This window comes from Methylobacterium sp. CM6246 (assembly GCF_054818005.1).
Map to the genome: position 1 here is coordinate 340,035 of NZ_JBTXKY010000001.1, position 24,963 is coordinate 364,997.

A 24,963-nucleotide genomic window follows, 5' to 3' on the forward strand; every position below is an offset into this window, starting at 1 on the left:
ATCGAGGAGCCATCGTTGATCCAGCGCAAATCCATTCCGAGCATTGGGGTCGGCATGGCCTCATCCGGGAGAACAACGCGGAGAACGATTTCGCGGGCCGCTTTTGCGCCAGGTCAAAGCATGCGCCTAGCTCGACAGGCACCCTCCCTTTCCCTGGAACCGAATGAGCCGTGCCAACCATGACCCTCGCCAGCATCATGGTCTCCGTCGACCTCGCAGGCGATGCGGACGGACGGATCGAAGTCGCGGCCCATCTCGCGGATGCCCTCGGGGCCCGGACGATAGGCGTCGCCGCGCAGGCGCCCGATCATGTCACCGCCCAGGTCGGTCCGATGGGTGCCTCGGCCTTCCTGCCGGCCCTTTCGCAACGGGCCGTCTCGGACGGGCTGGCCAGCGCGCAGACGTTGTTCCGCGCGGCCGTAGGCACCCGGAGCCGGGTCTCATGGCGCTCCGCCCTCGAACCAGGGCTCGACTTCCTGGCCCGCCAAGCCCGGGTCGCCGACCTCGTCGTGGTCGGGCGGGGATGCCCGGACAGGGCGACCGGATGCCCCTTGCCGCTCGACGCCGCCTCCGTGGTGCTCGCGACGGGACGTCCGGTGCTCGTCGTGCCACCCGGCATCTACTACCTCGAAGTCCGACGTGTCATGGTGGCGTGGAAGGATACGCGGGAGGCCCGTCGCGCGGTGCTGGACGCGCTCCCGATCCTCCGCCTGGCGAGCCGGGTCGACGTCGTCGCGGTCACGCACGAGGAACGTGTTTCCGGCGCCGCCGACGTGGTCGCCTACCTCTCGACGCACGGCATCGCCGCAACCGCCTCCGAGCACCGGTCCGAGGGGACCGGCGACGCGGAAACCCTGCTCGACCTCGCATCCGAGCATGCATCGGACCTGATCGTCTTCGGGGCCTACGGGCACGCCCGTGTGCGGGAGATGATTCTTGGCGGTGTCACGCGGGATGTCCTGCGGTACTCCCCGGTCTGCAGCTTCCTGAGCCACTGATGAGCGACCGCCCCCCCGCGACCGGAACGATCTCCCCATCCGCCCCGGTAGTGCCCATCGACGCCGCAAAGCCGCCCGTCGACGGCGCGGTCACCAACCTCGCCCGCCAGTTGATGGAGGCCGGATTGGAGGGATTGTCCGAGCGCGAGCGGCGGGTGATCCTCCATGTCGCCAAGCGGTGCCACGTGTCCCGGGACGTGAACCGCGTCCTCGTCGAGCACCAGACGTTCGGCGAGCGCCTCGCGGATCGCGTGGCCCAGCTCGGCGGTTCGTGGGGCTTCATCCTGGTCTTCACGGGCATGCTCGTCGCGTGGGTGGTCGTGAACAGCGTCATCCTCGGCCACGTCGGCGGGTTCGACCCCTACCCGTACATCTTCCTGAACTTGATCCTGTCGATGGTGGCGGCGCTCCAGGCCCCGGTGATCCTGATGTCGCAGAACCGACAGGCGGCGCGTGACCGGCTGGCGGCTGGGCTCGACTACGAGATCAACCTGAAGGCAGAGGTCGAGATCATGGCTCTGCACGACAAGCTCGACCGCATCCGTATGGAGCGACTCGAAGGCATGCTGGCTTCGCAGGCAACGCAGATCGAGGCCATCGCCGCGGCGGTCGGCGTCGTTCCGGAAAAGCCGGTCACGACCCAAGGATGCGCCGTGGATCACCCTTCATCGATTTCTCCCGGTGCCCCCCACCGGGATTAGGTCAGCGTTCCAGGGACTTCATGTAGGCCAGCACGTCCGTGATCTGGTCGGGTTCAAGCTGGAACTGCGGCATGGTCGGATGCCCGGTGGTGATGCCCTCTGCCAGGGCCTCGCCAAGGTCCTCGACCGGATACTTCGTATGGAGGTCACGGAATGCCGGCGCGACGCCCAGCGGGCTCGCGCCGATCCGTCCGACGGCATGGCAAGCGGCGCAGTTCGCTCCGACGAAGGTCCTGCCGCGTTGGACCTGTCCGTCGGTGGCGGCCGCCGCGGTCACCATCAGTCCGGTGAGGAGAAGCATCGATAAGGCAAGGCGCATGGACACGGGAAGTCTCCGGGTTCGGTAGGTCGTGGATCCGGCAAGGGCCATTGGCACGTCCGGCCGGGCCACATGCGCGACCGAGCCTGCCTCCCTACCGACACCGGGAATGCGGCGACTAGGTTGGCTGGCCGTCCGGCCCGGTCTCGTATTCCACGACGTCCCTCATCATCCGCAGGTCGAACCCGGCGCCCGCGGCCGGCCTGCCGGCGGGAGTGAATGCATCCGTCCAAGCCCACTCGCGCACCTGCGGCAGGTCCTCCCCCGTGCGGCAGACGTGCTCGCGATGCAGCGCCAGCAAATCGCGGAGTTCCTCCTCGGCATGCTCCACATGCGGTCCGAGACTGGACGACCATTTCAGAGCCGCCAGGGCGAGGTGGTAGCGGTCAAGGCCGTTCAGCACCGCCATGTCGAAAGGGGTCGTGGTCGTCCCCTCCTCGACGAAGCCGTGGACGTGGATGTTCGCATGATTGGTGCGCCGGTAGGTCAGGCGGTGGATGAGCCAGGGATACCCGTGATAGGCGAGCACGACCGGCCGGTCGCCGGTGAAAAGGCTGTCGAAGGTGGTGTCGTCGAGCCCGTGCGGGTGCATGTCCGGCGAGGGCAGCGTCATCAGGTCGACGACATTCACGACCCTGATCCGGATCTTCGGGATGCGGTCGCGCAGCCATGCGACGGCCGCCAGGGTCTCCATGGTGGGCACGTCCCCGGCGCAGGCCATGACCACGTCCGGCATGCCATCGCCGTCGTTCGAGGCCCATTCCCACACGCCGATGCCGGTCGCGCAATGCCGGGCTGCCTCTTCCACTCCGAGCCACTGCAGGGCGGGCTGCTTGCCGGCGACGACGACGTTGATGCGGTCGTGGGTCCGCAGGCAGTGGTCCATCACCCAGAGCAGGCAGTTCGCGTCCGGCGGCAGGTAGACCCGCGCCGTGTCGCCCTTCTTGTTCGCGATGAAATCGATGAAGCCCGGGTCCTGATGGCTGAACCCGTTCTGGTCCTGGCGCCAGACATGCGAGGTCAACAGGATGTTGAGCGACGGCACGGGCTTGCGCCAGGCCAGGGCGCGGGATGCCTTGAGCCACTTCGCGTGCTGGTTCACCATAGAGTCGACGATGTGGATGAAGGCCTCGTAGCAGGCGAAGACGCCGTGCCGGCCGGTGAGCAGGTAGCCTTCGAGCCAGCCCTCGCAGAGGTGCTCGGATAGCACCTCCATCACCCGGCCCTGACGGGCGAGATTTTCGTCGGTGGGTAGGATGGCGTCGCGCCAGACTCGGTCGGTGACGTCGAAGACGGCGTCGAGCCGGTTGGACAGGGTCTCGTCCGGTCCCATCAGGCGGAAGTTGTGAGCCTCGGCGTTGAGGTCGAGCACGTCGCGGAGGTAGCGGCCGATCACCCGGGTCCCCTCGGCGATTGCCGTCCCGTGTGACTGCATCACGATGGCGTATTCGGTGAGATCGGGCAGGCGCAGGGGCCTTGGATCGCGTCCTCCATTGGTGTGGGGGTTGGCGCTCAGCCGCCGGTTGCCGCGTGGGTGGAGCGCGGCTAGCTCCGGCACCAGGCTGCCCGCATCATCGAAGAGTTCCTCCGGCCGGTAGGACCGCATCCAGCGCTCCAGGATCGCGAGGTGCTCCGGGTTCTCGCGCAGTGCGGCCACCGGTACCTGATGGGACCGCCACGTCCCCTCCACCGGCTTGCCGTCGACGACCTTCGGTCCGGTCCATCCCTTTGGGCTACGCAGCACGATCATCGGCCAGTTCGGCCGGCCGACATCGCGGTTCGAGGCGAGTTCCCGGATCTCGGCGATGCGGTCCAGGGCGTAATCTAGGGCCGTCGCCATGGCCTGATGCATCGGGCCGGGCTCGTCGCCCTCGACGAACAGCGGCTCGTAGCCGTAGCCGACGAGCAGGCTGCGCAGTTCCGCCGCCGGCATGCGCGCCAACAGGGTCGGGTTGGCTATCTTGTAGCCGTTGAGATGGAGGATCGGCAGGACGGTGCCGTCGCCGACGGGGTCGAGGAACTTGGATGCGTGCCAGGAGGCGGCGAGCGGTCCTGTCTCGGCCTCGCCGTCGCCGATAACGCAGGCGACGATCAGGCCCGGATTGTCGAGGGCGGCCCCGAACGCATGGATCAGGGAGTAGCCGAGCTCCCCGCCCTCGTGGATCGAGCCGGGCAGTTCCGGCGAGGCGTGGCTCGGGATGCCGCCCGGGAACGAGAACTGCCGGAATAGGCGGCGCATCCCGTCCGTGTCGGGACCGACGTCCGGGTAGACCTCGCCGTAGGTCCCTTCGAGCCAGGCGTTGGCCACAAGCCCCGGCGCGCCGTGCCCTGGACCCCACACCGCCATCATGTCGAGGTCGCGCAAGACGATGGTCCGGTTGAGGTGGGCGTAGACGAAGTTCAGCCCTGGCGTCGTTCCCCAATGGCCGAGCAGTCGCGGCTTCACGTTCGCGATGGACAGGGGTTCCCGCAGCAGCGGGTTGTCGAGCAGGTAGATCTGGCCGACCGAAAGGTAGTTCGCAGCCCGCCAATAGGCGTCGATGGCGTCTAGGCCGGTCGGGCCCAACGGCCCCGGCACGAAGTCGAGACCGGCCACCGTCATGCCGGTGTCCTGACTGCTTTCTCTCGGCGGGTTCGTGACAGGCATCTCTGGCTCCCGGGGTAGAACAGGAGAAGAGGCGCCTCCCGCCTACGTCGTCGCATCCCCGAAGCGCCGGCGCTTTGATCTGGATCACGCCGCTCCCCGCCGAGCCGTGCCAGTCAGGGCCTCGTCCGGAGATGCGTATGATCCTCGTCCTCAATGCCGGATCGTCCAGCTTGCGATGCGCCCTGTTCCGGGACGGCGAGGACGTCGCCGTCTGGCGCGTGCACGTTGCCGAGATAGGCGGTGCCGTGCACCTAACCGTCACGGGAGACCTCGACCTCGACGACGCGCCGCCCCCAGGCGACCTCATCGCCGTCGCCGGCTGGCTGCTGGCACGCCTGAGACGCCTGCCGGACCTCGACCTCCGGGCGGTCGGTCATCGCATCGTCCATGGCGGCGCCCGGCATGCCGGCCCCGCACTCGTAGACGGAGGCCTGATCGCGGAGTTGGAGGTGCTCGTTCCGTTCGCCCCGGACCACCAACCACAAGGGCTCGCCTGCATCGCCGCCGTCGGGAAGGCTTGGCCCGACCTGCCGCAGGTCGCTTGCTTCGACACCGCCTTCCACCGGACCCAGGACCGGTTGGCTCAGATCGAGGCGATCCCGCGCGAGCTGACCGAGGACGGCCTCCTGCGCTTCGGCTTTCACGGCCTATCCTATGCCTACATCGCCGGGGTGCTGCCCCGGCTCATCGGCGAGACGGCGAAGGGACGCGTCGTGGTCGCCCATCTCGGCCACGGCGCGAGCCTCTGCGCCATGGCGGAAGGGCGTAGCGTCGCCACCACGATGGGACTGACGACCCTCGGGGGAGTGATGATGGGGACCCGTTCCGGCACGGTCGATCCGGGCCTCGTACTACACTTGATCCAAGAGCGCGGCATGGTCGCGTCCGAGGTGGGAGAGCTTCTCAACCGGCGATCTGGCCTGCTCGGCGTCTCGGGCATTAGCGACGACGTTCGGGCCCTGGAGGAGAGTGACGCAGCCGAGGCCCGCGAAGCCCTCAACTTGTTCGCCTATCGCATCGTGCGCGAGACGGGCTCACTGGCAGCTGCCCTCGGCGGCCTCGACGCCTTCGTCTTCACCGGCGGCATCGGCGAGAACGCGGCGACTATCCGGGCCGATGTCTGTGAAAGGCTGGCGTTTCTCGGGCTGACCCTCGATCCCGGTCGCAACAAGGAAGGTTGCACGCGCATCGACCGGGGCGGTTCCTCCGTTGCAGTCCTGGTCATCCCGGCCGACGAGGAGCGAGAGATCGCCGACGAAGCCGGATGGCTCATCGGCGATTGATGAAAAAGGACGGTGGTTGGCGTCGTGTCACCAAGCGACTTGCCGACCGTGCCGGCCCATCTTGATCCTTGCGCTGGATCAAGGACCGAGCCGGTCCCGCTACCTACGTTCGCCGAATGCCGGGACGCGATTCTACGTGGACGCCGGAAATCCTCGCATCGGACTGGGACGCAAACCCTTCTCAGCATCGGCGATACCGGAACGCCCAAGGAAACTTTCATGTCTCACGACACCAGCTTGCAGCATCGTGTCACGGCCGAACTCATCTGGGACCCGGCTGTGACCTCATCGGAAATTGGCGTTACGGCCAAGGACGGCGTGGTCGCGCTCTCGGGTCAGGTCGACACCTACGACGAGAAGCTCGCCGCCGAGGCCGCCGCCTGCCGCGTCAGGGGCGTCATGGCCCTCGTCCAGGAGATTGAAGTCGCCGTGCCCTATGCCCGCGAGCAGTCGGACGTGGACATCGCTGCCACCGCCATCGCACGGCTCGCCTGGAACGTGGCGGTGCCGCCGGACCACGTCCTGGTGAAAGTTTCGAAGGGCACCGTCACCCTGACGGGCGAAGTCGACCATCGCTTCCAATCCGAGGTCGCCGAACGGGAGCTGAGGCAACTATCCGGCGTCGTCGCGGTGGACAACCGGATCGTGGTCAAACCCCAGGTCGACGTCGAGGCCGTCAGCGACAGCATCAGCGAGGCGCTGGATCGCTCGTGGCTGTTCGACCCAAAAACCGTGACCGTCAAGGCGGATGGTGGGACCGTCTACCTCGGCGGCACCGTTCGTTCGATGCAGGAGCGGCGCGAGGCAGTCGGCGCCGCGTGGGCTTCCCCCGGCACCACGGCGGTCGAGAATCGCATCAGCGTCGTCTGAGCGAGGCGACGCCCCTGCCGGTCTCCACGGCCCCGGCAGGGGTTTCGAAACTCGAAAAGGAAATCGACCATGACCAAACCCAACTACGAGCACGGCCGGTCCACGAACGGCGAGGATATCGGCGTCGATGACGGTCGCCGCATTGAGGGTGCCGCCGACGAGATTTTCTTGCGCGCGAGCGACGCCGTCAGCGACGTCGCCGAGCGGGCGACCCATCTGGCGCAGGACGCACTCGGACGTGGGCGGGCGGGCGTCAGGAAGGCGGAGCGGTCGAGCCGCGGCGGGCAACCGGGCCGGGGTGGTCGCGGCGGCACTTCGCCCTTCGCCACCGCGCTGGCCGTCGGCGCCATGGGTTACGCCATCGCCACCCTGATCCAGGGGAGCTTGCCGAAACGTCGTCCCACGTCGGCGGGTGTGGTGCCGGACAAGCCCCTGCCCGCGGCACCTGCCGCGTGACCGCCGCAGCCCGTTCCCATTGACCATAATCCTTACGGAAACAGCGCATGATCCCCGAGACGAGACCGACCGACGGTGAGGTCCGCGACCGCGCCTTCCACCTCTGGAAGCGCCGCGACCAACCGCATGGCCACGCGGACGAGTTCTGGCTCCAGGCCGAACGGGAACTCCACGCCGAAATGACCGGGCGGCCGGTGCTCCCCGACGGGGACTTCGTGAAGAGCGGGTCGGGGTCCGAGTGCTGCTGCTGACATCCGGCCCTCGAACGCCTGGACCAAGAAGAGTGTCCTCGTCGAGAGACCCTGACGCCAATGCCTCCATCCGTAAGGAAAACCATCTGATCGAGCGTTTCGCCACGAAGGTCCGCTTTTTCGGTTTTCGTGACCGAAAGCAGTCGGGCCGCTTTCGGCCAGACTACGCCACGGTGGAACGCCAGTCTGCGCAAAACCGGCCTTTCGGCTTTGCGCCCATCCCGGTCATTCAGGGAGCCTCGGCCGCTCACCAATAGCGGACATTCAGCGCGACGGCTGTTTCGCCGGGCGATTCGCATAAGGGCACGTTATCACTCGACACGTCGGTTCAATCGGACGTTCAACCGGATGAAACACCGCGGCGCGAGAGCGCCGGAGGCACACCGCGGCTTCCCTGCAGCCGCGCTCGTGCCTATCTCAGGATTATCCGCCGCGGACGCGGTTGGGAGTGCGCAAGGCCGGGCGAGCTGTGATGATATGGCCGCCTGGCAAACGACTATGCTCTGTCAGCCCGCTAACTCCGGCTTGACCCCCACGCTCTTGCGCACCGCGCAGCCACACTCCTCAGGTGACAACGCGCACGGCGGGCTTGGCGACCATGCTGTATCTATCAGATCAGCGGGGCCGGCCACGGTCTCCCAATAGGAGGAAATCATGGCAAAGATCATCTTGGCAGTTGCTATGCTGGGCGCCGTTGTTGTTTCAAATGCGGCTCGTGCTGACGGGTACCAGCCTGGCGGATACGTCAATACTGCAGGCGGGTTCACTACGAGCGAGTATGAAGATCGGTAAAATCGTTGTCATTGGGTATGAGAACGTCCGTCGCCTCCCAACCCGCTAATTTTGGTCATGTCCCGCGCTACAAGCAGAAGTGGACGGGGTAAGGGCCCCGGGGTAGCTCTCCGGCATGGCCAGCAACCCGACCGTGTCCGACCTCCTGAAATCGAAAGAGGTCACCGACGCGCAAGTGAGCGCTGCGGTCGACGCGGTGCTCGCCAACCCAAGGACCGGGCCGTTCGAGCTGGCTTTCGACTGGGTCCTGGACGTCACCGCGGCCGTTAAGGCGGACCGGCACGCGACGGCCACCCTGAAGGAGCCGACAGCCCGACCTGGCAGCAGGCGAGCGGCGGTCAAATCTGCGATCCTGCTGGCGCATCCGGTGAAGGCATGAGCGAACCAGTTGATCGGCTTGCGGTCGGGCAAATGATGCGGGGGCTCGATGGGTTCGCACGCGGCCTCGGCCTGGACGAGTCAACGACGCGCAAGATCGTCGAGAAGGTGATCGCCGACATGCCCGAGCATCTGCACGACGAGCGCCTTGCCGAGGCGCGCCGCCGGATGATCGTGGCATCCGCGTAGCCGCATCATGTTCGAGGACTCGGATCCGATCGTGGAGGCCGTGACGGTGATCACCTCCCGCGGCCACAACGTCGAACCAGACGATGATTTCGAGAACTGGCGCGTGGACGGTGGCGACTGGCTCACCGCCGGTGGCCTGCTGGCGCTGGCCATCCGCCTCGGCCTGAACGCTGGGGTCGGAAGGCTGCAGTAGCGATGCCCGTCGAACGCAACGGTGCGCAGCCACGCGAGGGGTGCCGCGGCGACGGGGCAGCACGAACATGAGGCCCACCGGCCCAACCCACACTTCCGGGGGTAAATCCGGATCGAACCGATGGGTGTCCCTCATCAGGACGGCCCATGATGCGGCGCCATGATCAGCCAGTCAAAGCGCAGGGATACAGCCGTTCGGTCGGCGCAGCACGGTTCAGGAAGGAGGAGGGGTTACTTTCCACTCACCGACGAGCGTGAGCGTCGCGGTGTAGATCTCCTCGCCGTTGTGGTCCCGGACGATCGCCCTGAATGTGCGGCGGTCGCCGTCAGGTAGCGTGTCCCTGGCCATATCTGGGAGCGCGGATAGCGCCATGCGACGGGCAGCCGAGAGACATGTTAGACCCTCGCCGTAGTCACCCTCGATAAGCAGATCATCGGCATCAGTATCGATCGTGTAGTGCGCCACACTGGCTCTCCTTCACAACGGTATGAAGATGCACAGTGTCAGTGGCGCGATCATTAACATGTGTCAGGCGGCGTGCTTGAACTGCTGCTCGGTCCAGTCTTGTGCCTCGTCGAGATCGGAAAACGTGGGCCGGGTTGGATTATCAAGCCGTCCAAAGCCCGCCTCCAAAAACCACATCCCAGCCATACCCTCGTGAAAATCCGAGAGTCTGACCAGCACTGCTGCGAGAAAGCCGTCAACAAAGACCAACTGCCCATCGATGTCGTAGCTACCCGTTGTGACTTGGACAGGCTGGAGGTGCAGGCTCATGCTGCGGCTTGATCTCCCAGATGCAGGTAGTTGGGCCGAAACTCCGCCAGCGACCGAAGGCGGGGCAGGTCGAGGATCTTGAGCCGTTTGCTTTTCAATTCAATCAGCCCTTGTTCCCGGAGTTCCTTGAGCATGCGGTTCACATGCACAGGCGTGAGCCCCGTGGTGTCGGCGAGGTCCATCTGGGTGACCGGCAGATCGTAGCTGTTGCCCGATGCCAATCCGACCGCTCGCATGCGCAACAGCAGCTCGCAGAACAGGTGCGCCAGCCGCTCGGCAGCGGAACGGCGGCCGACGTTGACCAGCCACTCGCGCAGGGTCGCCTCGTCGACGAGCTGGGCCTTGCGCAGCCCTCTGGCGATCTGCGGGTGGTTGGCCAGGAGGTCGGCCACAGTTTCAGGGGGCAGGCGCACGACCTCGCAGGCCGACGCGGTGGTGATGGTGTGATCCATCTCGCTCAGCAGGGCGACATCAAGGTCGCACAGGTCGCCCGACAGGAGGTAGGCCATGATCTGCCGGGCGCCGGTCGCCCGCAGCTTGTGGCGGATCGCCATGCCGCTCATCACCAAGAACACGCCGTCGGGGGCGTCGCCCTCGCGCACCAGGTCGGTACCGGGCATGACCTGGCGAGGCTCGGCGCTGATCCGCGCCAGCGTAGTCTGGTCCGCGTCCGACAGGAACGTGAAGGCGCCCAGCTTGCGGATCAGCGGATTATCCGTGGCCTCGGGCTTAGAGCGCCGTACAACGGCGGTCGCCGCTGGCGCTGACGCGGAGAGCTGGTTCAAAGAAATGACGATGTCTGCGGACAGCGCCGGCTTGCCGAGCCAGGGCGCACCCTACACGTCACGGGTCAGTTGACGGTCCTGCTGCCTGCCCGAGTGAACGAGGAACGGCACGTTGAGGCGGCGCAGGGTGTTTGCCAGCTCAGTACAGGGGCCATCTCTCAGGGCCACGTCGATGATGGCCACCGTCGGCTTCTCCTGCACGAGGAGGCGCAGCGCCTCAGTAACCGTGCCGGCTGGTCCCAGCACCCGGTAGCCAGCCTGGATCAAGGCGCACGGTGGATTCAGCTTGGTTCAGGAACCGGATGAGGCCGCGACGCCTGACATGCCCATAGCGGCGTTGAGGCGCGATCACCCAGAGGGTTGCCTGACAGCCGATCGTCTCGCAGAGCGGGTGGCTGCGCATTGCGCCAGCTTCTGAAGCGGATCGGCCTGCTCACTTGCCCCCCGCCTTCGCCTTGAACTCCCAGATCGGCGGGCCCCATTCCTGCCCCTGCCGGTTCCGGTAGCTCGACGTCCGCTCGTACAGAACCAGGGTCGCCTCGACGCCAATCGCCTTGTCGGGAGCGGTCATCAGTGCCCCCCAATAGTCGACCCGGAGCGTGCCGTGCTCGGGATGGACGCCGAATAGCTGCTCGGCCGTCCAGCCAAGCCGGTGTGCCTCGTCTCCGAACCGGGTGATGAAGTCCAAGCAGCTATCCCGTATTGGGCTCCACCGGCTCGTTGACATGTGCCGGCGGGGCGAGGCGTGCGGGGACATGTTCTCGATGGCGCCGTGCCAGATCGCGACGGCGTTCGGGATCAGGGTGGGGGCGAGACCGGCTGACATCCAGTCGCGCTACAGCAGGGCGTGGCTCTCGACCATGCGGCCAGAAGCGGGATTGCCCGACATTGCGTGAGAGCTTGGCTTTTTGGCTTATCGCCATTGATCGCTCTGGTTCCTTAACGCGGAGGTCTCTTCGGGAGAAGCACGGCAGTATTGCGCGCCTCGTCTGCGTCATGATCGCCCAGCATGCCAGTAATGCTGCAACGACGGCATGACTCGAATTGCTTTCGCCGTTCAAGTGCAGCATTGGGTGAGCTGTGAGTGGAACTGGAATGGACGAAGTGACAGAAAAAACCTTAGATCATGCTCTTGATGTGACTGGTCTGGCCGGCGAAGTCGTCGCGGCTTACGTCTCGAACAATCCCGTTCCAGTTTCTGAGCTGCCCACGCTGATCGCCCGCGTGCACGGCGCGATCGCAGGTCTCGCCTCCGGGACGAGCGCGGTCGCAGCCGGAGCCGAGGCGCCTGTGGCCATCGACAAGCCGAGCGCGGCCCAGATCCGCAAGTCGGTCCAGCATGACGGGATCGTCAGCTTCATCGACGGCAAGACCTACAAGACGCTCAAGCGGCACCTGACCGCCAACGGCCTCAGCCCGCAGAGCTACCGCGAGCGCTACAGCCTGCCCACGGACTATCCGATGGTCGCCTCAAGCTACGCCGAGCGGCGCTCCGCTCTCGCCAAGGCGATCGGCCTAGGTGTGCCGAGCGCGCGCCGGGCTGCGTAGGAAGTGCGGTACGGAACGGCGGCTCAGCATAGTCAGGCCGCCGTTCCGCCAGCTTCAGAATGATAGCAGCGGTACCAGGGCTCCGGCGAACTGAAGAAGCCGAGTCGGAATGATGCGCATCGGCCGACCGAAAGTGTCGGCCCAACTTAACCGAACGATCTGGGCGCTGGGTATGTCGATAGCGGCAACCTTGTTCGATCTTGGGTCGCGGAAGTTGGCGGCGCCAATCCAGCGCACGATCAAGTGCTCACGCCCGTGCCGCGAGGCCGGCGCTCTATCAGGCACGGACCACCGCTGCGCTGGGCGGATGTCGACGCGCTTGGATGGAGACATAGGCGATGCTCCCCTATCGGGGTGTCAGGTGCTGCCAATAGCGCTGCCGCAAGCTGGGCTTGCATCCCCCGATTAGATGAGGCTGAAAAATTTGGTTGCTTTGGGGCTGGCTCGGCCCCGCCGCCCATCGTTTCAGGGCCGGCGGGGCTTGATGCCGTTCTTCACGACGATGGGGCCTGGTAAGTGACACGGCCCAAGCTGCACAGTTGGCCGGGACGGTTATCGGAGGCAGAACGGCCGCGCTTGACGAGATCCCGGATTGGGAAAGCCAGTCCGGAATGGCAGTCGGTCCAGGCGTGGATTGGACGGACCGAGCGGCGCCATCTTTGATGGTACGGCTGCTTGAACGGCACCTGGTCCGGAGCGCTCACGAAGGGCTTATCGAGATCCTCGACGGGGAGCGACTGACTGAGGCACGCAACCGGATGATCGTTGCGTCGGCCTAAGCGGGCTCAGCCGCAGCCTGTACGAGGGCCAAGACGCGACACCGCTCCTCGGGATCGCTGATGCATCTGTAGGCGTCCAGCAGCGCCTTGCAATCCTGATCGAGGTCCCTGTCGGTAGCGTCTTGGCTATTGGCCTTTCGGACTAGTGTACTGGCGTTGGGCGAGTCGTACAGTGCGGCAGGCGATACCTGCAGCGCATCGGCGATGCGCTTCAGAAGACGGCTTGTTGCTCCACCGTTCGACGATAGAGAATGACCGTGGTCATCATCTTCGGCGGTGTCGTGCGGAGAGAGCACACCTTGGGGCTGCATCTTAGATCCCATCATTCCCCGTCCGGGCGTACGCGCGACGCCTCTTGGTTGAATTCATAATCCATTTTGCGCGCTAACGAATAGCGCTCAACACGTAGAAGTTGCGCCAACGTGTCGCCTCCCCTTGAAAATGTGGCGTGCGATCGTTCACAAAGGCGTGGGTCCAGTTCGGATGATGATGTGACGGTGCCGAAGTTCAAACCTCAGGTTCATGGTGTCCAGACCTGCCCGGTGGCGCTTCAGCGTGCACTGGATGCCGTAGACGTGGCTGGCACTTGGGACTGGGATATTGCTTCTGACTTGGTGCGTGCGGACACGTTCGTAGCGCTGCTGTTCAACGTCGATCCGGGGGAAGCCAGCGTGGGGCTTCCTCTGTCGGCCTACATCGACGGCATGCACCCGGACGACCGGGAGCACGTTCATGCCTTGATCCTTCGCAGCATCGAAGAAGACACCCCCTTCGTCGCCGAGTACCGAGTGCTTTCGGCCGATGGTGTCACGCGGTGGGTACTCGACCGCGGCTACACGATCCGAGACGCATGTGGGCGTCCTGTACGCGGGCGCGGCATCATCGTTGATATCACGCAGTCTCGAACGGGCAGGCTCACCTCCACAGCCGATGCGCCCGATTTTTTCCTGCCGCCCTTAGAGGAGGCTGTCGACCTGGCCATGGCCGCTCAGAAGGCGATCATCAAGTTGCAGGACCCAGCGCTGAAGGCCCAGGTGGACGCGCTTCTGCTGTCGCTGGGACGCAGGCTGGCCCAGCAGGAAGTCCAAGAGCGGCGCAGGCACATGAACTGAGCGCTGCTGCGCTCGACCGTACCGCCCGATCTAACCGTGAGATCGCGAAAGTGCGCCGTGATGGTACGGCCACCCGGCGGCTACCTGCAGCGTGAATGTGGAGCAGGCTGCCCTCCCCGATCATGAGGCAGCCTGCCGTCCAGCGCCCGCTCGAAGCCCACCAGCCCGATCCACGCTGAGGGGCGGTATAGGGACCAGGCCGGCAGGTGTCCTTGGGGGACATGCCTGTTTTAATGCGTCGGCATTGAAGTGGAACCCAGAGCGGCGTGTCGCCTATTGCAAAGCGATAGCGAAGGGATAGGTTCATCCAAAAGTAGTAACGGAGGAGCTCGCCATGAAGCTGGATGAAGCGCATCGCGTCGACACCGCGGCATCCTCCCTGGCGCATCCGATAGTGGTTCACCCACGGATGCAGGATCAGGATTATCAGCAGTTGATGCGCCGCCTACGCAACGCTCATGCGAGCCAGCGCGCCGTCCGCGACAACCGGCTCAACCGGAACTCGTAGGCATGATCCGCATCCGCGCCACCGATGACGGCACATACGTCGTCTACCGAGACCACGCCGCTCTGGTGACTGGCCTCACCAGAGACCAGGCTCATGCCATCGCGCAATCGCTTGGGGCGATCGTGGTCGAATAGATGTCGTGGATGCGATCGACGAGCTCGCGACCAGCGATCGCCAGCGGTTGCATCAGGAGAGCCTCCGGACGTCTGGGCCAGACCTGCCGCCGGGGAAGTGGAGCGACGTCGAGTAGGTGAGTTCGATCGCCTACCAGGAGAAGAACGAGTCGAGGCCGGGCAGCATAAATGCGAGCGTCGCCCCGGCTCCAATTACCCCTGCGATCATCACCACGAATTCCATCGCGGATCCTCCAAATGATTGTGCGCAATCAACTGGTATGCCTGGGGAAAGTTCAGTTGTGTCGGCTCACCATCTCCAGAACCGATCGAGGGCCGGCAGAGCCGCGACGGTAAGCGCGATGGCGCCTACGGCGGCGACCAGCATGACGATGTAAGGGAGAGACAAGGTTTCACGACTCCACGCCTGTTCGGGGATCAACAGGTCGAGGGTGAAATCTGTGCTGTGCGGCAGAATGACCGTATGGCCGATGTCCCCAGTCAGTCGTGGTGAACGCCTTTGTTTTATGGCCGGTCGAACCGGCACATCGAGCGGGCGCCGCCCTTCTGGTTGACGTAGCGGTTCTTCTCGCGCCGACCCTGCCACCCAATCTGATCACGGGCTGGCGGGGGAGGTCGTCTATCTCGCCTACGTTTAAAGCATCGTTCCGAAAAGTAGCCGCCGGCTCTTGGAAAAAGATGATGCGGATTAAGGAGATAGCGTGTCGTGCCGGTTGCGATATCCGGCACGACGCGCTAGGCATGATCTGGGGATGTTTGCGAACCGCGCCGCCTACAACAACCATTCAGGGTAGAGGCAGGGCTTCCTCGGTCGTCACATGAAACCCGGTGAGATTGTTCGCTCCGAAAGCGAGCGTCAGCGGTACATCCGCGGCATCTCGACCGTAGGAGATGAGGATCCGGCCAATCCGCGAGCTGTTGTTGCGTGGGTCGAAGGTGTGCCAGCGACCTCCGAGATAGACCTCCATCCAGGCAGCGAAATCACCCGGCGCATGCGGTAGAGGCAGGCCGATGTCGCTGACGTAGCCGTTGCAGTAGCGGGTCGGGATGTTGAGGCAGCGGCACAAGGTGATCGCCAGATGCGCATAGTCGCGGCAGACGCCGTGCTGCTCTTCGAAGACGTCGAAGGCTGTCCGGGTTGCGCGGGCATGTTCATACCCAAAGGTGATTCGATCATGCACGTAGTCGCAGATCGCCTGCACCCGGCCCCAGCCTGGCGGGATATGGCCAAATAAATTCCAGGCGATGGACGACAGGCGATCAGTTTCGCAATATCGGCTGCCGAGCAGAAACAGCACGGTATCAGAAGGCAGTTTCTCGACCGCGGTCTCTTGGGCATCAGCCTCCTGCGTATCGCCGCTACCGTGATCCCGCACAATCGTATCGGTCTTGAGCGTGAAGCGACCTGCAGGAGCGACCATACGGTTGCACCAGTTCCCGAAGCTGTCGCGGTAGCCATCCAGGGGGACTGCAGGTGTTGTGATGAGATAGTCGGGCCGTTCGAGATCGGAGAAGCGGGATGCGTGGACGTTGAGCGTCGCGATGACGGGGGTGGGCTGCGGAAACTCGTACGTCATCTCGCAGCCGACTAGAATGCGCATAGGCTCTGTCCTTGGGGCAACTATGAGATCAGCGTTAGTACCGCCGATACCGCAAGCTTTGGACCGCATCACGATGCGAGCCGGCCACGATCATAACGATGACACGCGGAGCGAAAGCATGCGCGTCGTCATCATGCAGGTTGGGCTTGAAGTGGTGTGCATGTAGGTGTCTTCGCATGCACGCCCGCTACGGCCAAGGCGGACTGCTGGGCTCCTCGGAAAGAGGCCTTTTAGGGGGCTGGAAAATGAGAGCTTCTCCCGAGTAGCACCCCTATTTTCGAATAAAAAAATGGGGCCCTTTTTATGGGACGCCCACGAGCGAGTGGGCAGGCTTGAGCTTGGCCACTTAGGACGGCCCAGCTCGACGTCACGGCTGGGGTATTTTTCGCCCGTCATCCCGCTAAAAGCCGTTCGGATCTTGCTGGCTCGCCCCACGAGGTGCCGGATCTGGATTAGCCCGCCCGGCTCGCCGGTGCGGCTTTTTCTTGGCCGGCGGCTGTCCCCGCCGACCTGTTCAAGGACGCGGTGCTGAGCCGCGGGATGGAGGGCATATCCCGGCACCGCGGTCAGTCAGGCACAACCTATGCTTCTATGATCGCGGGTCGGGACACCGTTAGCGAGTTTCCGAGATATGCCGCGATATCACTTCAACATCCGGGACGGGGATGTTCTGACCAGAGATCGCGACGGTAGCGACTTACCGAGCATGGAAGCAGCTCGCGCCGACGCGATCGCCTCAGCTCGCTACCTTCATACCGAGAAAATCAAGGCCGGTGATGTCATCGACGATCGCTGTTTCGAGATCGCGGATGCGGTGGGAAGGGTATTAGCCGTCCTGCCGTTCAAGGGCGGGATCCGATCCAGTTGAGCATCCGGGCGAGATAGACACTCGCTTCCTTCGGTGTGGCGGCGAACTACGGGTAGGCACATAGGTTATGCGAATGCCGGCCCCGGCAACCTGCTCACGGTATGGAAGCTGACGTGATGGCTCCTCAGGAACCAGCAATTTACCGTCTGCAGTGTGTCATTCATCGGGAAAGTGTCAGCGGTATCATCATCCAAGGCGAGCAGATCATCGAGCACACCGAGGAAGCAGCGGTCACGAAAGCTAAATCACGCTTCTCGCACTTGCTCGCCGGTCGTACCGGCTGTGCGGCCTTGAGGAACGATGCGGGACAGATCGTCTGGTCTACGCAGCAGGCCGAGGCGCCCGCGGTTCAGGCACCCTCTCTGGCATCTTCCTAAACTTCGCCCATAGTCACACAGGTAGCCTCGAAACCCGAGGATCACTTCCGCCCCCCCTCCGGTTTGCCGGCGCTGGCTTTTCGCGCGACAGGTCTAACCTCCGCCTCCGCCGCTACCACCTGTCCCAGGACCACCGAGGTTGCCGTCCTTGTTCGGCGTGTTCCAATGGATGATGCCGTCATCAGGTGGTCGCAACGTCGTGGTCGGCAGTCGCGAGTTGCCGAATTGCGGCGCTTCGATTGTCGGATGAGGAACTGCCCTATGGACACGACTGCGCTGCGCGATAGCTGCGGTGCTCACGATGCTCGTAACCGCCACCACGAACCACCTGCTCAGCGCGGTTCTCATGATCATTCCGCGTCTTGCAATGTGCGCTTCTTGGCGGCGAAAGCGTAGCACATGCCGGGAAGATAGCCGCTGGGTAGCGTGTGTCGAGGAAGCAGCTGGTCCTTCGTGATGACGCCGAGCTACGGGCAGAGGTGAAGGGCCGCCCGGACTAGACGCGCCATCCGGCCGATCGGAGCGGTGCCCCTACTTCTTCGATCCTGCAGCGGGCTTGGCGGCCACCAAGCCCTTCGTCGACGGCGCTGAGGCGTTAGTCTTCACCTTAGGAGCCTTGGGCTTCTTCGCCTCGCGATTGCCGCGCTTGTTGTCCGTGGCCATGGGCATCTTCCTGTAAGGGTCGGTCACCTAGTGGTTGAGCCCTGACGGTTGAGTCCGTGTGGGGTTTCGGTTTGAGGCCCATCCTGCGAGTCTAGCGGGATGCGCAGTGGTATATCTTTCACGCTCTCAACCTCGGATCGCCTTCGGCTCGAAGCACTCGTTGCGGATCGAAACACGTCGCAGAAGCACGTCTGGCGCGCCCGCATCGCGCTGCTGAGTGCCAATGGACTCGGGACGCACGCGATCATGCGTGAGGCAGGCGTGTCCAAGACGGTGGTCTGGCGCTGGCAGGACCGCTTCGCGCAGGAGGGCGTCGACGGACTCCTTCGGGACAAGACGCGGCCGGCGCGCATCCCGCCGCTGGGGCCGGAGGTGGCGGCGCGCGTAGTGGCTCTGACGCAAGGAGATCCGCCCGGCGAGACCACGCATTGGACGGCCGCCGCCATGAGCAAGGCCGCGGCCATCAGCGTCTCGTCGGTGCAGCGGATCTGGCGGGGGCACGGCCTACAGCCGCATCGGGTCCGGCAGTTCAAGCTCTCCACCGACCCAGCCTTCGCCGCCAAATTGGGCGACGTCGTCGGGCTCTACGTCGATCCGCCCGCTCATGCCGTCGTCCTCTCGGTCGACGAGAAGAGCCAGATCCAGGCGCTCGCCCGCACGCAGGCCCCGTTGCCGATGAAGCCGGGCTACCCGACGACGCGCACCCACGACTACAAGCGCCACGGGACGACGACCCTGTTTGCCGCTCTGGACGTGCTGGAGGGCAAGGTGATCGGCCGCTGCATGCAGCGCCACCGACATCAGGAGTTCATCCGCTTCCTCAACGCGGTCGAAGCGGCGGTTCCGGAGGGCAAGATCGTCCACGCGATCCTGGACAACTATGCCGTCCACAAGCACCAGAAGGTCCGTGCTTGGCTCGGCCGCCACCCGCGCTGGACCTTCCACTTCACCCCGACCTCAGCCTCGTGGCTCAATGCCGTCGAGGGCTTCTTCGCCAAGCTCGCAAAACGCCGGCTCCGACGCGGCGTGTTCGGATCGCTGATCGAGGTGCAGGCCGCCATCAAACGCTTCATCGCCGAGAGCAACGGCGACCCGAAGCCCTTCGTCTGGACCGCCGACCCGGATCGCATCATCCAGGCCGCGAAGCGCGGGCACCAAGTGTTAGACTCGCACCACTAGGTTGTGGGGGCTGAGCAATCAACAGGACAGGTCCTCGGCTCGGGACCAGTCGCCGGCCAAGGTCACTTCCGCTGTGGTAAGCTTGCTCCTAAATCTGCCTGCTTTCAGGACGACCACCCCCTGACAGCAGCGAGGACGGTGCCCGCAAGGTAGGGATGCGCGATCTATCGCCGATCGGGAAGCGTGAGTTCTGGGCGCGGGCCTATCGCAGCGCCGCCCGCAGACGCGTGCATTCGATAATTTTGAGATGCAGCAGATCCGCGGCCCTTATGGGTGCGGGGTTTCTCGGAGCCGCACTAACAATTTTCCCTTCGCAACCTGAACTTGGAGTGGCTGTTCCGTTCGCCGTTATTTCAGTGCCTACTCCGCGGCCACCCCGCCTCATCGCAGTCATGTCGGCCGAGGGCGCCATAGCCAATTTCGTCCGGACAAACCTGATAGCTATGAACGCAGCGGCAGCGATCCCCCAACTTGTCGGGACGCTCCAAGACACGTGGCTGAACGCCTTCTACGGTGATAAACAGCGCCTGAAGCAGTTCATCGAGCACACGGCCGATGCTAGCGGCCTGCCGGTCGATTTCTTCCTGCGGCTGCTCCAGCAGGAAAGTGGGCTTGATCATCGTGCCGTCAGCCGTGCGGGGGCTCAAGGCGTCGCGCAGTTCATGCCCGCGACGGCAGCCGAGCGGGGTTTGATAGATCCGTTCGATCCGTTCGAGGCGATACCCAAGGCCGCGGAGTTTTTGCGCGAGCAGCGTGCGGCCTTCGGCAGCCTGGGCATGGCAGCCGCCGCCTACAACGCCGGTCCGCAGCGTGTGAGAAATTGGCTCGCCGGGCGCTCATCACTGCCGCAGGAGACGAGGGCTTACGTCTCTAAAATCACAGGTCGTTCGGCTGAGGACTGGCGGCAGAGCGGTGACATGCTCGCCATCGCCGAGCCGGTTATTAGGGACGGATGGTGACCACTGTGGCCGCGCCACTTCCGCGGGGCGGCGGATGGGATCAGTGCTGAGTCCCGTCAGTAACAGCACCGAAAGACACAAGGCCACGCTCTTCTACCACCGCCCAGAAGGCAGCGTAGGCGTCTCGGTCCGTCGCGAAGCGCTCCTGCCATTCGGTGCTGCCGCTCGACATGTGAATGACCGCCAACTGCCAGAGGTCCTGCGCGCCGCACAGCAGGGACCGGATGAGACCGAGGAAGAGAGCACTTCCTATAAGGAGCTGCAGGAGCGTCGCCACGGCCTGACCGACGCCGCCGCCGACTTGCCGGCGACGCTGGAGAACATCGCTGTGGTGGCGTTCGCTGTAGCGAGCGAGTACCGCGCGGACCTTGCCGCGGCCGGCATGGGAGAGGGTCGATACGGCTTCGATCTCGGACTGGACGTGCGGCTGGCGCCAAGCGTGTCACACGTCGTCGAGGTGCGTCGCTTGGCAGACGGGGCTCTGGTGTGCGCCAAGCAGGTCAACGCAGCAGGGGCATGGACGGCGCTGCTGGCCGCGTGACCCACGTAGCCGCCCGTCGTACTACTCCCGAACGGGCTTGGGCTCTGGTTTGGCGGTCCGCACAAGGCTCTGGATTGCGCGCGGTGCTCGACCAGCTTTCTGGGCGATCTCGGCTTCTTGCTGCTCGATGAGATCGCGGGCCGGTTGATCGCCGTCCAGACCGCCCAGGATCTCCATCGGCACGCGCCGGTTCGAGGCGCGACTACCGTCCTCGAAGACGACATCGAACAGAATGTACCCCCGCTCCTGCGGGAGCTGCCGTGCACGTTTGGCCATGCCGGGGCTGATACCCGCGTAGGGTCGGCAGCACCAGATCGATGGACTGCGACGGCAAGCCCAAACGCCACTTTTGAATGCAGAAGGCCCGCCCTCGACAGATCGACGGGGGCGGGCCTTCACGCGACGATGCTGACGAGGCCGCATGGCACCGGGGGGATGGGCCACACTGCTCTACCGGCGTTCGGGCGTTGAGCCCGGTCGCTGAAGAAAACCTACATCTGAGTGGTCAATGAAGCGTTGCCCTCGCCGGCCGGTCTGGGACAGCTACGCTCAGTCGCCTATCAAAGCCTGGAGGTCGTCGCGCTTCATGAGCAGATCGCCAAGGTGCCGTCGATAGAGCTCGATGCTCGCGCGTTCTTGCCTCGCCCCTTCCGTGGACAGGTCCGGGTCTTCGAGTGCTCGCAATGAGGACCGGATGCTCTCCTCCAGGGTGGCGATCTCGCGCTCGACCTTCTCAAGCTCGGTCACAACGGCTCCTCAATTTGGTCAACCACACGACGCACCGGACGAGGACAGCCGAACCCATTCGAGGTGACTGGCCTTCGTCGCTCGGCTGTGCACGTCAGCGCCATAGCGGACGAACACGAAGAACCTGTCGAACGAGGTCACGACGCCCAGTTCGGGTTCCACCTCCGGGCGGTCACGATAAGCGACCCTGCGACCGATATCCGATGGGGTCGGCGCGATCATGCTCAATGGGACCCTGTTGCGCCACCGAGAATGCGCAGGCTGCCGACTCGGGTCCCAACGTTGACTTAACCGTGCCGCCCGGACGACATGGGATGTTCCGGCCGGGCCCGCCTTGGCGAGTCGAGAGCCGGCAATTCAGGAGACCGTCGCCGCGAGATAGACCCTGAAAAGCCAACAGCCCCTTCCCGGCAAGGAAGAGGCTGCTGAAAATCCTGAGGCCTGGTGGGGCCGCGTCGTTCCTCCCCACAAGCCATGAGACCCCCCGGGGTGTCAAGACGGAACTCGTTTCCGTCAACCCGAAGGCTTTGCCTGGACCCTAGCCGCGGCCCGTGAGGGACCGGGTTCGATGTTTCACGCCACCATGCGGTCGGCGATCGAGGGCGCGCGGACTCTGGCGCAGCTCGACGACCTGTCGCGCAAGATCTGGCAGGCTCACGTCGCCGAAACCGTCACCGACGCCGACGCTCAAGGCTTGGCCGAGACGCTGTATGCCCGCAGGAATGCGATACGGGGGGCCGTGGCGCCTGTCGGCATCCCGCTCGGCCGCGTTGACGCTGTTTCCAGTGAAGCGTCTCCAGCGGGCTCCTGAGCGGTCTGTGGCTATCGAGCGGCGTCGCCGACTTGCCTGCTCCGGCCCGATGGCGCCCGCGCTCGGATCCCGGTTCACCACCGGACAGCTTGCGGTCCTGCGGATCGTTGGGGAAGAGATGGCCCGGAGCGGCGCCTGTGGACTGTGCATCGACGCCATTGCGGCTCGGGCCAGTGTCTGCCGGCGACTCGCGCAGGCTGCGATCCGTCTCGCTGAGGGCGACGGGCTGCTGACCATCCAGGAGCGCCGCCACCAAGGCCGGAAGAACGAGTCGAACGTGGTCCGGATCATCAGCCGCGAGTGGTTGCAGTGGCTCCGCCGGGGAGGGTGGTCCGCTGCCCCGGCGCTGCTGGGCAGCATAGGGTGCAAAAGCGTGCGCCCCACGGATACGGGAGATCCACAGAAGCGAGTTGTGGATGCGGAACCGAAGAGAGGCTGCCGAGGGGCAGCGGTCGACCTCAACCGAGAGGCACGCTCTCGGGTCCGCGCGGGTGGTGGAGCGGGCCGAGCCATGCGGTGACGGTCTGAGAGCGTTCGGCAGACCGGACGAGAAAGCAGAGTTGAGAACGAAACGGTTCTTGCGGCCGACCCGTTGAGGGGGCCATGACCTGCATCGCGATTCTGCTCGAAACCCCACAGGGGGTACGCTTCCTCGCTGCCGCCACACCGCGGGAGGCTGCGCTGCAGGCCGAGTCCGTCATCGCCGCCATCCCGCAAACCTAGTTGCCCGTTCCAGCCTGGGTCGCGGGGGCTAACTCTGGGACGGCCGATCGCCTGATGAACTACCTGGCTGATCTCCAGATGGAGCGCGTGCTGGAGGAGGCATTCTGAGGCCGCTTATCTCCAGGGTGATCGTTGCGGGATTTTCCTACAGCACCGCTTCTTCCCGCCGGCGCGGCCGCGACGTTCGCGAACCCACATGGCCTGTAGTTTGAGCTGAGGCATGTGGTAGGCCCAGCCCAACAACATGCATTTCAACCTCACCCACTGCGCGTCGTGCGCCATGCCCGTCACCGTTATCACTCACGGAGCGTGTGTTGTCGTTCAGGTCGACCAGTCGCTCTGGCGAGCGAAATGCGCCCACAAGGACACAACCCCCGGCAATGGAATGTGCCGCAACCTGCACACAGCGATCGCCGACATCGACCTCGATACGGACGATGTCGGCCAAACCGGGCTACCTGAGATGGTTGGCTAGTGCGGAGAGGCTTGCGTGAACGATGATGTGACTGCCCTGCTCGTCGCCATCGCGCGCGAAAACGCTGACCTGCGCCAGCAGCTCGCGATCGCCCAGGACATGCTCATGGAGACGGCGATCGACGCCGGGAACATGTATGCCCTCGTCGATGCCATGCGGACGGAGCGTGATGCGTGGCGGGACGAGGCCGAGCGGTCGCGCTACCGGCCGGTGCCCACTATGACCGGGAGCCCAGCTGGCACCTGGTCGCATTTCCCACAGTGAAAACGCTGAGCGACCGCCAGAACCTCTTCCGCGCCTTTGGCCTGAAGCTGATCCCAGGTCCGCCACGTCATCGTTCGGCATGACGTGCATCTCGGGATGCGCAGGCCGCGGTATCCCTCATCCGTCCAGTCGTTCACCGTCCGCATGCGGGCCGAGACCACCATCGCAAACCATCTTGTGCTGGATCGCACCGGGGAGGGCGCAAACGAGAGTCTGCAAGAGGGGTGCCTGATCCCTCCCCCTGGCCCGACCGGCGGATGCCCTTCTCGAGCTTGGCGCCTTCCACGCCCCGCAGCGACACGTTTCGCCGCCGTTCGTAGCAAGTCGGGAGCGCCCGGGCTCTGTTCGTTGCAGTCAGCCAGATGGCAGTCTCGCAACGCAGCCCTCGCTGCCCGGGACGTCACGTGCATACGCCTCGGTCAGGATCTTTCCTCGAACGCAAGGGATCGATCGAGACATCCGATGGTTGTCATGTTGCACCGCAACAATCCCAGCGATCATCCGAGCAACTGCGCGTATCTCTCGCGGTCGCTCGGATCGCACGACCTGCCGCTAGGGCAGAGCGTGGGTCAATGGCCCGCGGTACAAAGGATCCTTCCATGCGCCTTGAACTCTCCCTGGCGGCTTCAGCACTCCTGCTCGGCCTCTCACAGCTTCCGGCTTGGGCCAGCTCCTGTGCCGAGCAGATTGGGACGATCGAACGCCGTCTCGACAGCGCCGGAGCTATTCACGTGGCGGGGCTCCAAGACGGGCATACGCTCCGCAGCAGCCACTCGCCGAAGGCTCTCGCAGCGGCTCCAACTGCCGAACCCAGCGACGCGGCGATGATCCCCACGCCGGCGCACGTCGCATATGCGAGACAGCTCCTCAACCGAGCGGTCGAGGAGGATCGCCATGGTCATCAGCGTGCCTGCGAAGACACGATGACCCAAGCCAAGGGCATGATCGGCGCGCTGCCGTAGGGCGACGCAACTGCTCTCGCCTCTATGTCCGTCCCGCACCGACCCGACAGCATGGCTTCAAGGCGATCCGGATGAT

31 protein-coding genes and 1 pseudogene are annotated in these 24,963 nt (G+C 64.7%); 21 read left to right on the forward strand and 11 right to left on the reverse strand.

The genetic code is table 11. The annotated features are described in order from the left end of the window. Positions 1-179: 179 nt before the first annotated feature. Both ACYQPG_RS01715 and ACYQPG_RS01720 read left to right on the forward strand, forming a co-directional pair. Positions 180-998, forward strand: a complete 819-nt coding sequence (locus ACYQPG_RS01715) for a universal stress protein (protein ID WP_461230091.1) — start codon at positions 180-182, stop codon at positions 996-998. Continuing rightward, on the forward strand, positions 998-1,699 hold the full coding sequence (locus tag ACYQPG_RS01720) for a DUF1003 domain-containing protein (RefSeq protein WP_461230092.1): 702 nt from the start codon (positions 998-1,000) through the stop codon (positions 1,697-1,699). The genes ACYQPG_RS01715 and ACYQPG_RS01720 overlap by 1 nt, the downstream gene beginning before the upstream one ends. 1 nt (position 1,700) lies before the next feature. Here the strand turns inward: ACYQPG_RS01720 and ACYQPG_RS01725 are convergent, their stop codons facing one another. Both ACYQPG_RS01725 and ACYQPG_RS01730 read right to left on the reverse strand, forming a co-directional pair. Then, entirely contained in the window at positions 1,701-2,018 is a 318-nt protein-coding gene (locus ACYQPG_RS01725) for a c-type cytochrome (protein WP_461232406.1), read from the reverse strand. A gap of 118 nt (positions 2,019-2,136) precedes the next feature. Next, positions 2,137-4,624: pseudogene (locus ACYQPG_RS01730) on the reverse strand (phosphoketolase family protein); the annotation flags it as partial. 178 nt (positions 4,625-4,802) lie between these two features. Here ACYQPG_RS01730 and ACYQPG_RS01735 point away from each other — a divergent pair. From ACYQPG_RS01735 to ACYQPG_RS01765, 7 genes are all read left to right on the forward strand, one after another. Beyond that, positions 4,803-5,948 (forward strand): acetate/propionate family kinase, encoded by a 1,146-nt coding sequence (locus ACYQPG_RS01735; RefSeq protein ID WP_461230093.1) that lies wholly within the window; start codon positions 4,803-4,805, stop codon positions 5,946-5,948. A gap of 219 nt (positions 5,949-6,167) precedes the next feature. Next, entirely contained in the window at positions 6,168-6,818 is a 651-nt protein-coding gene (locus ACYQPG_RS01740; RefSeq protein ID WP_461230094.1) for a BON domain-containing protein, read from the forward strand. 69 nt (positions 6,819-6,887) lie between these two features. Beyond that, positions 6,888-7,274, forward strand: a complete 387-nt coding sequence (locus ACYQPG_RS01745) for a hypothetical protein (protein ID WP_461230095.1) — start codon at positions 6,888-6,890, stop codon at positions 7,272-7,274. Positions 7,275-7,321: 47 nt separating this feature from the next. Further along, positions 7,322-7,525 (forward strand): DUF2934 domain-containing protein, encoded by a 204-nt coding sequence (locus ACYQPG_RS01750; protein ID WP_461230096.1) that lies wholly within the window; start codon positions 7,322-7,324, stop codon positions 7,523-7,525. A 907-nt stretch (positions 7,526-8,432) separates the two neighbouring features. Next, positions 8,433-8,696: a hypothetical protein gene (locus tag ACYQPG_RS01755; protein WP_461230097.1), complete on the forward strand. Its 264-nt coding sequence runs from the start codon at positions 8,433-8,435 to the stop codon at positions 8,694-8,696. Continuing rightward, positions 8,693-8,884 (forward strand): hypothetical protein, encoded by a 192-nt coding sequence (locus ACYQPG_RS01760; RefSeq protein ID WP_461230098.1) that lies wholly within the window; start codon positions 8,693-8,695, stop codon positions 8,882-8,884. Before ACYQPG_RS01755 ends, ACYQPG_RS01760 begins: the two co-directional genes overlap by 4 nt. A gap of 7 nt (positions 8,885-8,891) precedes the next feature. Further along, positions 8,892-9,077, forward strand: coding sequence for a hypothetical protein (locus ACYQPG_RS01765; RefSeq protein WP_461230099.1), 186 nt, complete (start codon positions 8,892-8,894; stop codon positions 9,075-9,077). Between the two features lie 213 nt (positions 9,078-9,290). Here the strand turns inward: ACYQPG_RS01765 and ACYQPG_RS01770 are convergent, their stop codons facing one another. From ACYQPG_RS01770 to ACYQPG_RS01790, 5 genes are all read right to left on the reverse strand, one after another. Next, positions 9,291-9,542: a DUF6894 family protein gene (locus ACYQPG_RS01770; protein ID WP_461230100.1), complete on the reverse strand. Its 252-nt coding sequence runs from the start codon at positions 9,540-9,542 to the stop codon at positions 9,291-9,293. Between the two features lie 63 nt (positions 9,543-9,605). Further along, positions 9,606-9,851 carry a hypothetical protein gene (locus ACYQPG_RS01775; protein ID WP_461230101.1) on the reverse strand — a complete coding sequence of 82 codons (246 nt, stop codon included), beginning with the start codon at positions 9,849-9,851 and terminating at the stop codon, positions 9,606-9,608. Then, complete coding sequence (locus ACYQPG_RS01780; protein ID WP_461230102.1) at positions 9,848-10,636, reverse strand: Crp/Fnr family transcriptional regulator; 789 nt, start codon at positions 10,634-10,636, stop codon at positions 9,848-9,850. Before ACYQPG_RS01780 ends, ACYQPG_RS01775 begins: the two co-directional genes overlap by 4 nt. 51 nt (positions 10,637-10,687) lie before the next feature. After that, a complete protein-coding gene (locus tag ACYQPG_RS01785; protein ID WP_461230103.1) occupies positions 10,688-10,819 on the reverse strand; it encodes a hypothetical protein in 132 nt (43 codons plus the stop codon). Positions 10,820-11,069: 250 nt separating this feature from the next. Next, positions 11,070-11,324 carry a hypothetical protein gene (locus ACYQPG_RS01790; RefSeq protein WP_461230104.1) on the reverse strand — a complete coding sequence of 85 codons (255 nt, stop codon included), beginning with the start codon at positions 11,322-11,324 and terminating at the stop codon, positions 11,070-11,072. A gap of 407 nt (positions 11,325-11,731) precedes the next feature. Here ACYQPG_RS01790 and ACYQPG_RS01795 point away from each other — a divergent pair, with 407 nt between their 5' ends. The 4 genes from ACYQPG_RS01795 (at position 11,732) to ACYQPG_RS01810 (ending at position 14,717) form a co-directional block, all read left to right on the forward strand. Further along, positions 11,732-12,184, forward strand: coding sequence for a Ros/MucR family transcriptional regulator (locus ACYQPG_RS01795; protein WP_461230105.1), 453 nt, complete (start codon positions 11,732-11,734; stop codon positions 12,182-12,184). Positions 12,185-13,454: 1,270 nt separating this feature from the next. Further along, complete coding sequence (locus ACYQPG_RS01800; protein ID WP_461230106.1) at positions 13,455-14,075, forward strand: PAS domain-containing protein; 621 nt, start codon at positions 13,455-13,457, stop codon at positions 14,073-14,075. A 334-nt stretch (positions 14,076-14,409) separates the two neighbouring features. Further along, entirely contained in the window at positions 14,410-14,583 is a 174-nt protein-coding gene (locus ACYQPG_RS01805) for a hypothetical protein (RefSeq protein ID WP_461230107.1), read from the forward strand. A 2-nt stretch (positions 14,584-14,585) separates the two neighbouring features. Continuing rightward, entirely contained in the window at positions 14,586-14,717 is a 132-nt protein-coding gene (locus tag ACYQPG_RS01810; RefSeq protein ID WP_461230108.1) for a hypothetical protein, read from the forward strand. Positions 14,718-15,502: 785 nt separating this feature from the next. Here ACYQPG_RS01810 and ACYQPG_RS01815 read toward each other — a convergent pair. Next, positions 15,503-16,318, reverse strand: coding sequence for a transglutaminase-like domain-containing protein (locus ACYQPG_RS01815; protein WP_461230109.1), 816 nt, complete (start codon positions 16,316-16,318; stop codon positions 15,503-15,505). A 631-nt stretch (positions 16,319-16,949) separates the two neighbouring features. Here ACYQPG_RS01815 and ACYQPG_RS01820 point away from each other — a divergent pair. Together ACYQPG_RS01820 and ACYQPG_RS01825 are read left to right on the forward strand one after the other, a co-directional pair. Beyond that, positions 16,950-17,186, forward strand: coding sequence for a DUF6894 family protein (locus ACYQPG_RS01820; protein WP_461230110.1), 237 nt, complete (start codon positions 16,950-16,952; stop codon positions 17,184-17,186). A 101-nt stretch (positions 17,187-17,287) separates the two neighbouring features. Continuing rightward, a complete protein-coding gene (locus ACYQPG_RS01825; RefSeq protein ID WP_461230111.1) occupies positions 17,288-17,563 on the forward strand; it encodes a hypothetical protein in 276 nt (91 codons plus the stop codon). A gap of 531 nt (positions 17,564-18,094) precedes the next feature. On the opposite strand, the gene ACYQPG_RS01830 is transcribed toward ACYQPG_RS01825, so the two are convergent. Next, on the reverse strand, positions 18,095-18,226 hold the full coding sequence (locus ACYQPG_RS01830; RefSeq protein WP_461230112.1) for a hypothetical protein: 132 nt from the start codon (positions 18,224-18,226) through the stop codon (positions 18,095-18,097). Between the two features lie 99 nt (positions 18,227-18,325). Between ACYQPG_RS01830 and ACYQPG_RS01835 the strand changes: the two genes are divergently transcribed. The 3 genes from ACYQPG_RS01835 (at position 18,326) to ACYQPG_RS01845 (ending at position 20,905) form a co-directional block, all read left to right on the forward strand. After that, positions 18,326-19,405, forward strand: a complete 1,080-nt coding sequence (locus ACYQPG_RS01835; protein WP_461230113.1) for an IS630 family transposase — start codon at positions 18,326-18,328, stop codon at positions 19,403-19,405. A 443-nt stretch (positions 19,406-19,848) separates the two neighbouring features. Continuing rightward, complete coding sequence (locus ACYQPG_RS01840; RefSeq protein ID WP_461230114.1) at positions 19,849-20,364, forward strand: lytic transglycosylase domain-containing protein; 516 nt, start codon at positions 19,849-19,851, stop codon at positions 20,362-20,364. Positions 20,365-20,407: 43 nt separating this feature from the next. After that, on the forward strand, positions 20,408-20,905 hold the full coding sequence (locus tag ACYQPG_RS01845) for a hypothetical protein (RefSeq protein ID WP_461230115.1): 498 nt from the start codon (positions 20,408-20,410) through the stop codon (positions 20,903-20,905). Positions 20,906-20,926: 21 nt separating this feature from the next. On the opposite strand, the gene ACYQPG_RS01850 is transcribed toward ACYQPG_RS01845, so the two are convergent. Together ACYQPG_RS01850 and ACYQPG_RS01855 are read right to left on the reverse strand one after the other, a co-directional pair. Next, positions 20,927-21,181: a hypothetical protein gene (locus ACYQPG_RS01850; RefSeq protein ID WP_461230116.1), complete on the reverse strand. Its 255-nt coding sequence runs from the start codon at positions 21,179-21,181 to the stop codon at positions 20,927-20,929. A 273-nt stretch (positions 21,182-21,454) separates the two neighbouring features. Further along, positions 21,455-21,652 (reverse strand): hypothetical protein, encoded by a 198-nt coding sequence (locus ACYQPG_RS01855; RefSeq protein WP_461230117.1) that lies wholly within the window; start codon positions 21,650-21,652, stop codon positions 21,455-21,457. A 568-nt stretch (positions 21,653-22,220) separates the two neighbouring features. Between ACYQPG_RS01855 and ACYQPG_RS01860 the strand changes: the two genes are divergently transcribed. The 3 genes from ACYQPG_RS01860 to ACYQPG_RS01870 all read left to right on the forward strand — a co-directional run bounded on the left by ACYQPG_RS01860 (position 22,221) and on the right by ACYQPG_RS01870 (position 24,887). After that, complete coding sequence (locus tag ACYQPG_RS01860; RefSeq protein WP_461230118.1) at positions 22,221-22,463, forward strand: hypothetical protein; 243 nt, start codon at positions 22,221-22,223, stop codon at positions 22,461-22,463. A 1,213-nt stretch (positions 22,464-23,676) separates the two neighbouring features. Then, positions 23,677-23,925, forward strand: coding sequence for a hypothetical protein (locus ACYQPG_RS01865; protein WP_461230119.1), 249 nt, complete (start codon positions 23,677-23,679; stop codon positions 23,923-23,925). A 599-nt stretch (positions 23,926-24,524) separates the two neighbouring features. Then, a complete protein-coding gene (locus ACYQPG_RS01870) occupies positions 24,525-24,887 on the forward strand; it encodes a hypothetical protein (protein ID WP_461230120.1) in 363 nt (120 codons plus the stop codon). Positions 24,888-24,963 lie beyond the last annotated feature (76 nt).

What these genes read in the sequence shown, in the direction of transcription:
- ACYQPG_RS01820 (WP_461230110.1), top strand. Translation starts at nt 16,950, where the DNA reads ATGCCGCGATATCACTTCAACATCCGGGACGGGGATGTTCTGACCAGA.
- ACYQPG_RS01735 (WP_461230093.1), top strand. Translation starts at nt 4,803, where the DNA reads ATGATCCTCGTCCTCAATGCCGGATCGTCCAGCTTGCGATGCGCCCTG.
- ACYQPG_RS01795 (WP_461230105.1), top strand. Translation starts at nt 11,732, where the DNA reads ATGGACGAAGTGACAGAAAAAACCTTAGATCATGCTCTTGATGTGACT.
- ACYQPG_RS01835 (WP_461230113.1), top strand. Translation starts at nt 18,326, where the DNA reads ATGCGCAGTGGTATATCTTTCACGCTCTCAACCTCGGATCGCCTTCGG.
- ACYQPG_RS01810 (WP_461230108.1), top strand. Translation starts at nt 14,586, where the DNA reads ATGATCCGCATCCGCGCCACCGATGACGGCACATACGTCGTCTACCGA.
- ACYQPG_RS01750 (WP_461230096.1), top strand. Translation starts at nt 7,322, where the DNA reads ATGATCCCCGAGACGAGACCGACCGACGGTGAGGTCCGCGACCGCGCC.
- ACYQPG_RS01805 (WP_461230107.1), top strand. Translation starts at nt 14,410, where the DNA reads ATGAAGCTGGATGAAGCGCATCGCGTCGACACCGCGGCATCCTCCCTG.
- ACYQPG_RS01760 (WP_461230098.1), top strand. Translation starts at nt 8,693, where the DNA reads ATGAGCGAACCAGTTGATCGGCTTGCGGTCGGGCAAATGATGCGGGGG.
- ACYQPG_RS01840 (WP_461230114.1), top strand. Translation starts at nt 19,849, where the DNA reads ATGAACGCAGCGGCAGCGATCCCCCAACTTGTCGGGACGCTCCAAGAC.
- ACYQPG_RS01765 (WP_461230099.1), top strand. Translation starts at nt 8,892, where the DNA reads ATGTTCGAGGACTCGGATCCGATCGTGGAGGCCGTGACGGTGATCACC.
- ACYQPG_RS01830 (WP_461230112.1), bottom strand. Translation starts at nt 18,226, where the DNA reads ATGGCCACGGACAACAAGCGCGGCAATCGCGAGGCGAAGAAGCCCAAG.
- ACYQPG_RS01740 (WP_461230094.1), top strand. Translation starts at nt 6,168, where the DNA reads ATGTCTCACGACACCAGCTTGCAGCATCGTGTCACGGCCGAACTCATC.
- ACYQPG_RS01725 (WP_461232406.1), bottom strand. Translation starts at nt 2,018, where the DNA reads ATGCGCCTTGCCTTATCGATGCTTCTCCTCACCGGACTGATGGTGACC.
- ACYQPG_RS01715 (WP_461230091.1), top strand. Translation starts at nt 180, where the DNA reads ATGACCCTCGCCAGCATCATGGTCTCCGTCGACCTCGCAGGCGATGCG.
- ACYQPG_RS01860 (WP_461230118.1), top strand. Translation starts at nt 22,221, where the DNA reads ATGTTTCACGCCACCATGCGGTCGGCGATCGAGGGCGCGCGGACTCTG.
- ACYQPG_RS01755 (WP_461230097.1), top strand. Translation starts at nt 8,433, where the DNA reads ATGGCCAGCAACCCGACCGTGTCCGACCTCCTGAAATCGAAAGAGGTC.
- ACYQPG_RS01720 (WP_461230092.1), top strand. Translation starts at nt 998, where the DNA reads ATGAGCGACCGCCCCCCCGCGACCGGAACGATCTCCCCATCCGCCCCG.
- ACYQPG_RS01870 (WP_461230120.1), top strand. Translation starts at nt 24,525, where the DNA reads ATGCGCCTTGAACTCTCCCTGGCGGCTTCAGCACTCCTGCTCGGCCTC.
- ACYQPG_RS01825 (WP_461230111.1), top strand. Translation starts at nt 17,288, where the DNA reads ATGGAAGCTGACGTGATGGCTCCTCAGGAACCAGCAATTTACCGTCTG.
- ACYQPG_RS01775 (WP_461230101.1), bottom strand. Translation starts at nt 9,851, where the DNA reads ATGAGCCTGCACCTCCAGCCTGTCCAAGTCACAACGGGTAGCTACGAC.
- ACYQPG_RS01815 (WP_461230109.1), bottom strand. Translation starts at nt 16,318, where the DNA reads ATGCGCATTCTAGTCGGCTGCGAGATGACGTACGAGTTTCCGCAGCCC.
- ACYQPG_RS01850 (WP_461230116.1), bottom strand. Translation starts at nt 21,181, where the DNA reads ATGGCCAAACGTGCACGGCAGCTCCCGCAGGAGCGGGGGTACATTCTG.
- ACYQPG_RS01745 (WP_461230095.1), top strand. Translation starts at nt 6,888, where the DNA reads ATGACCAAACCCAACTACGAGCACGGCCGGTCCACGAACGGCGAGGAT.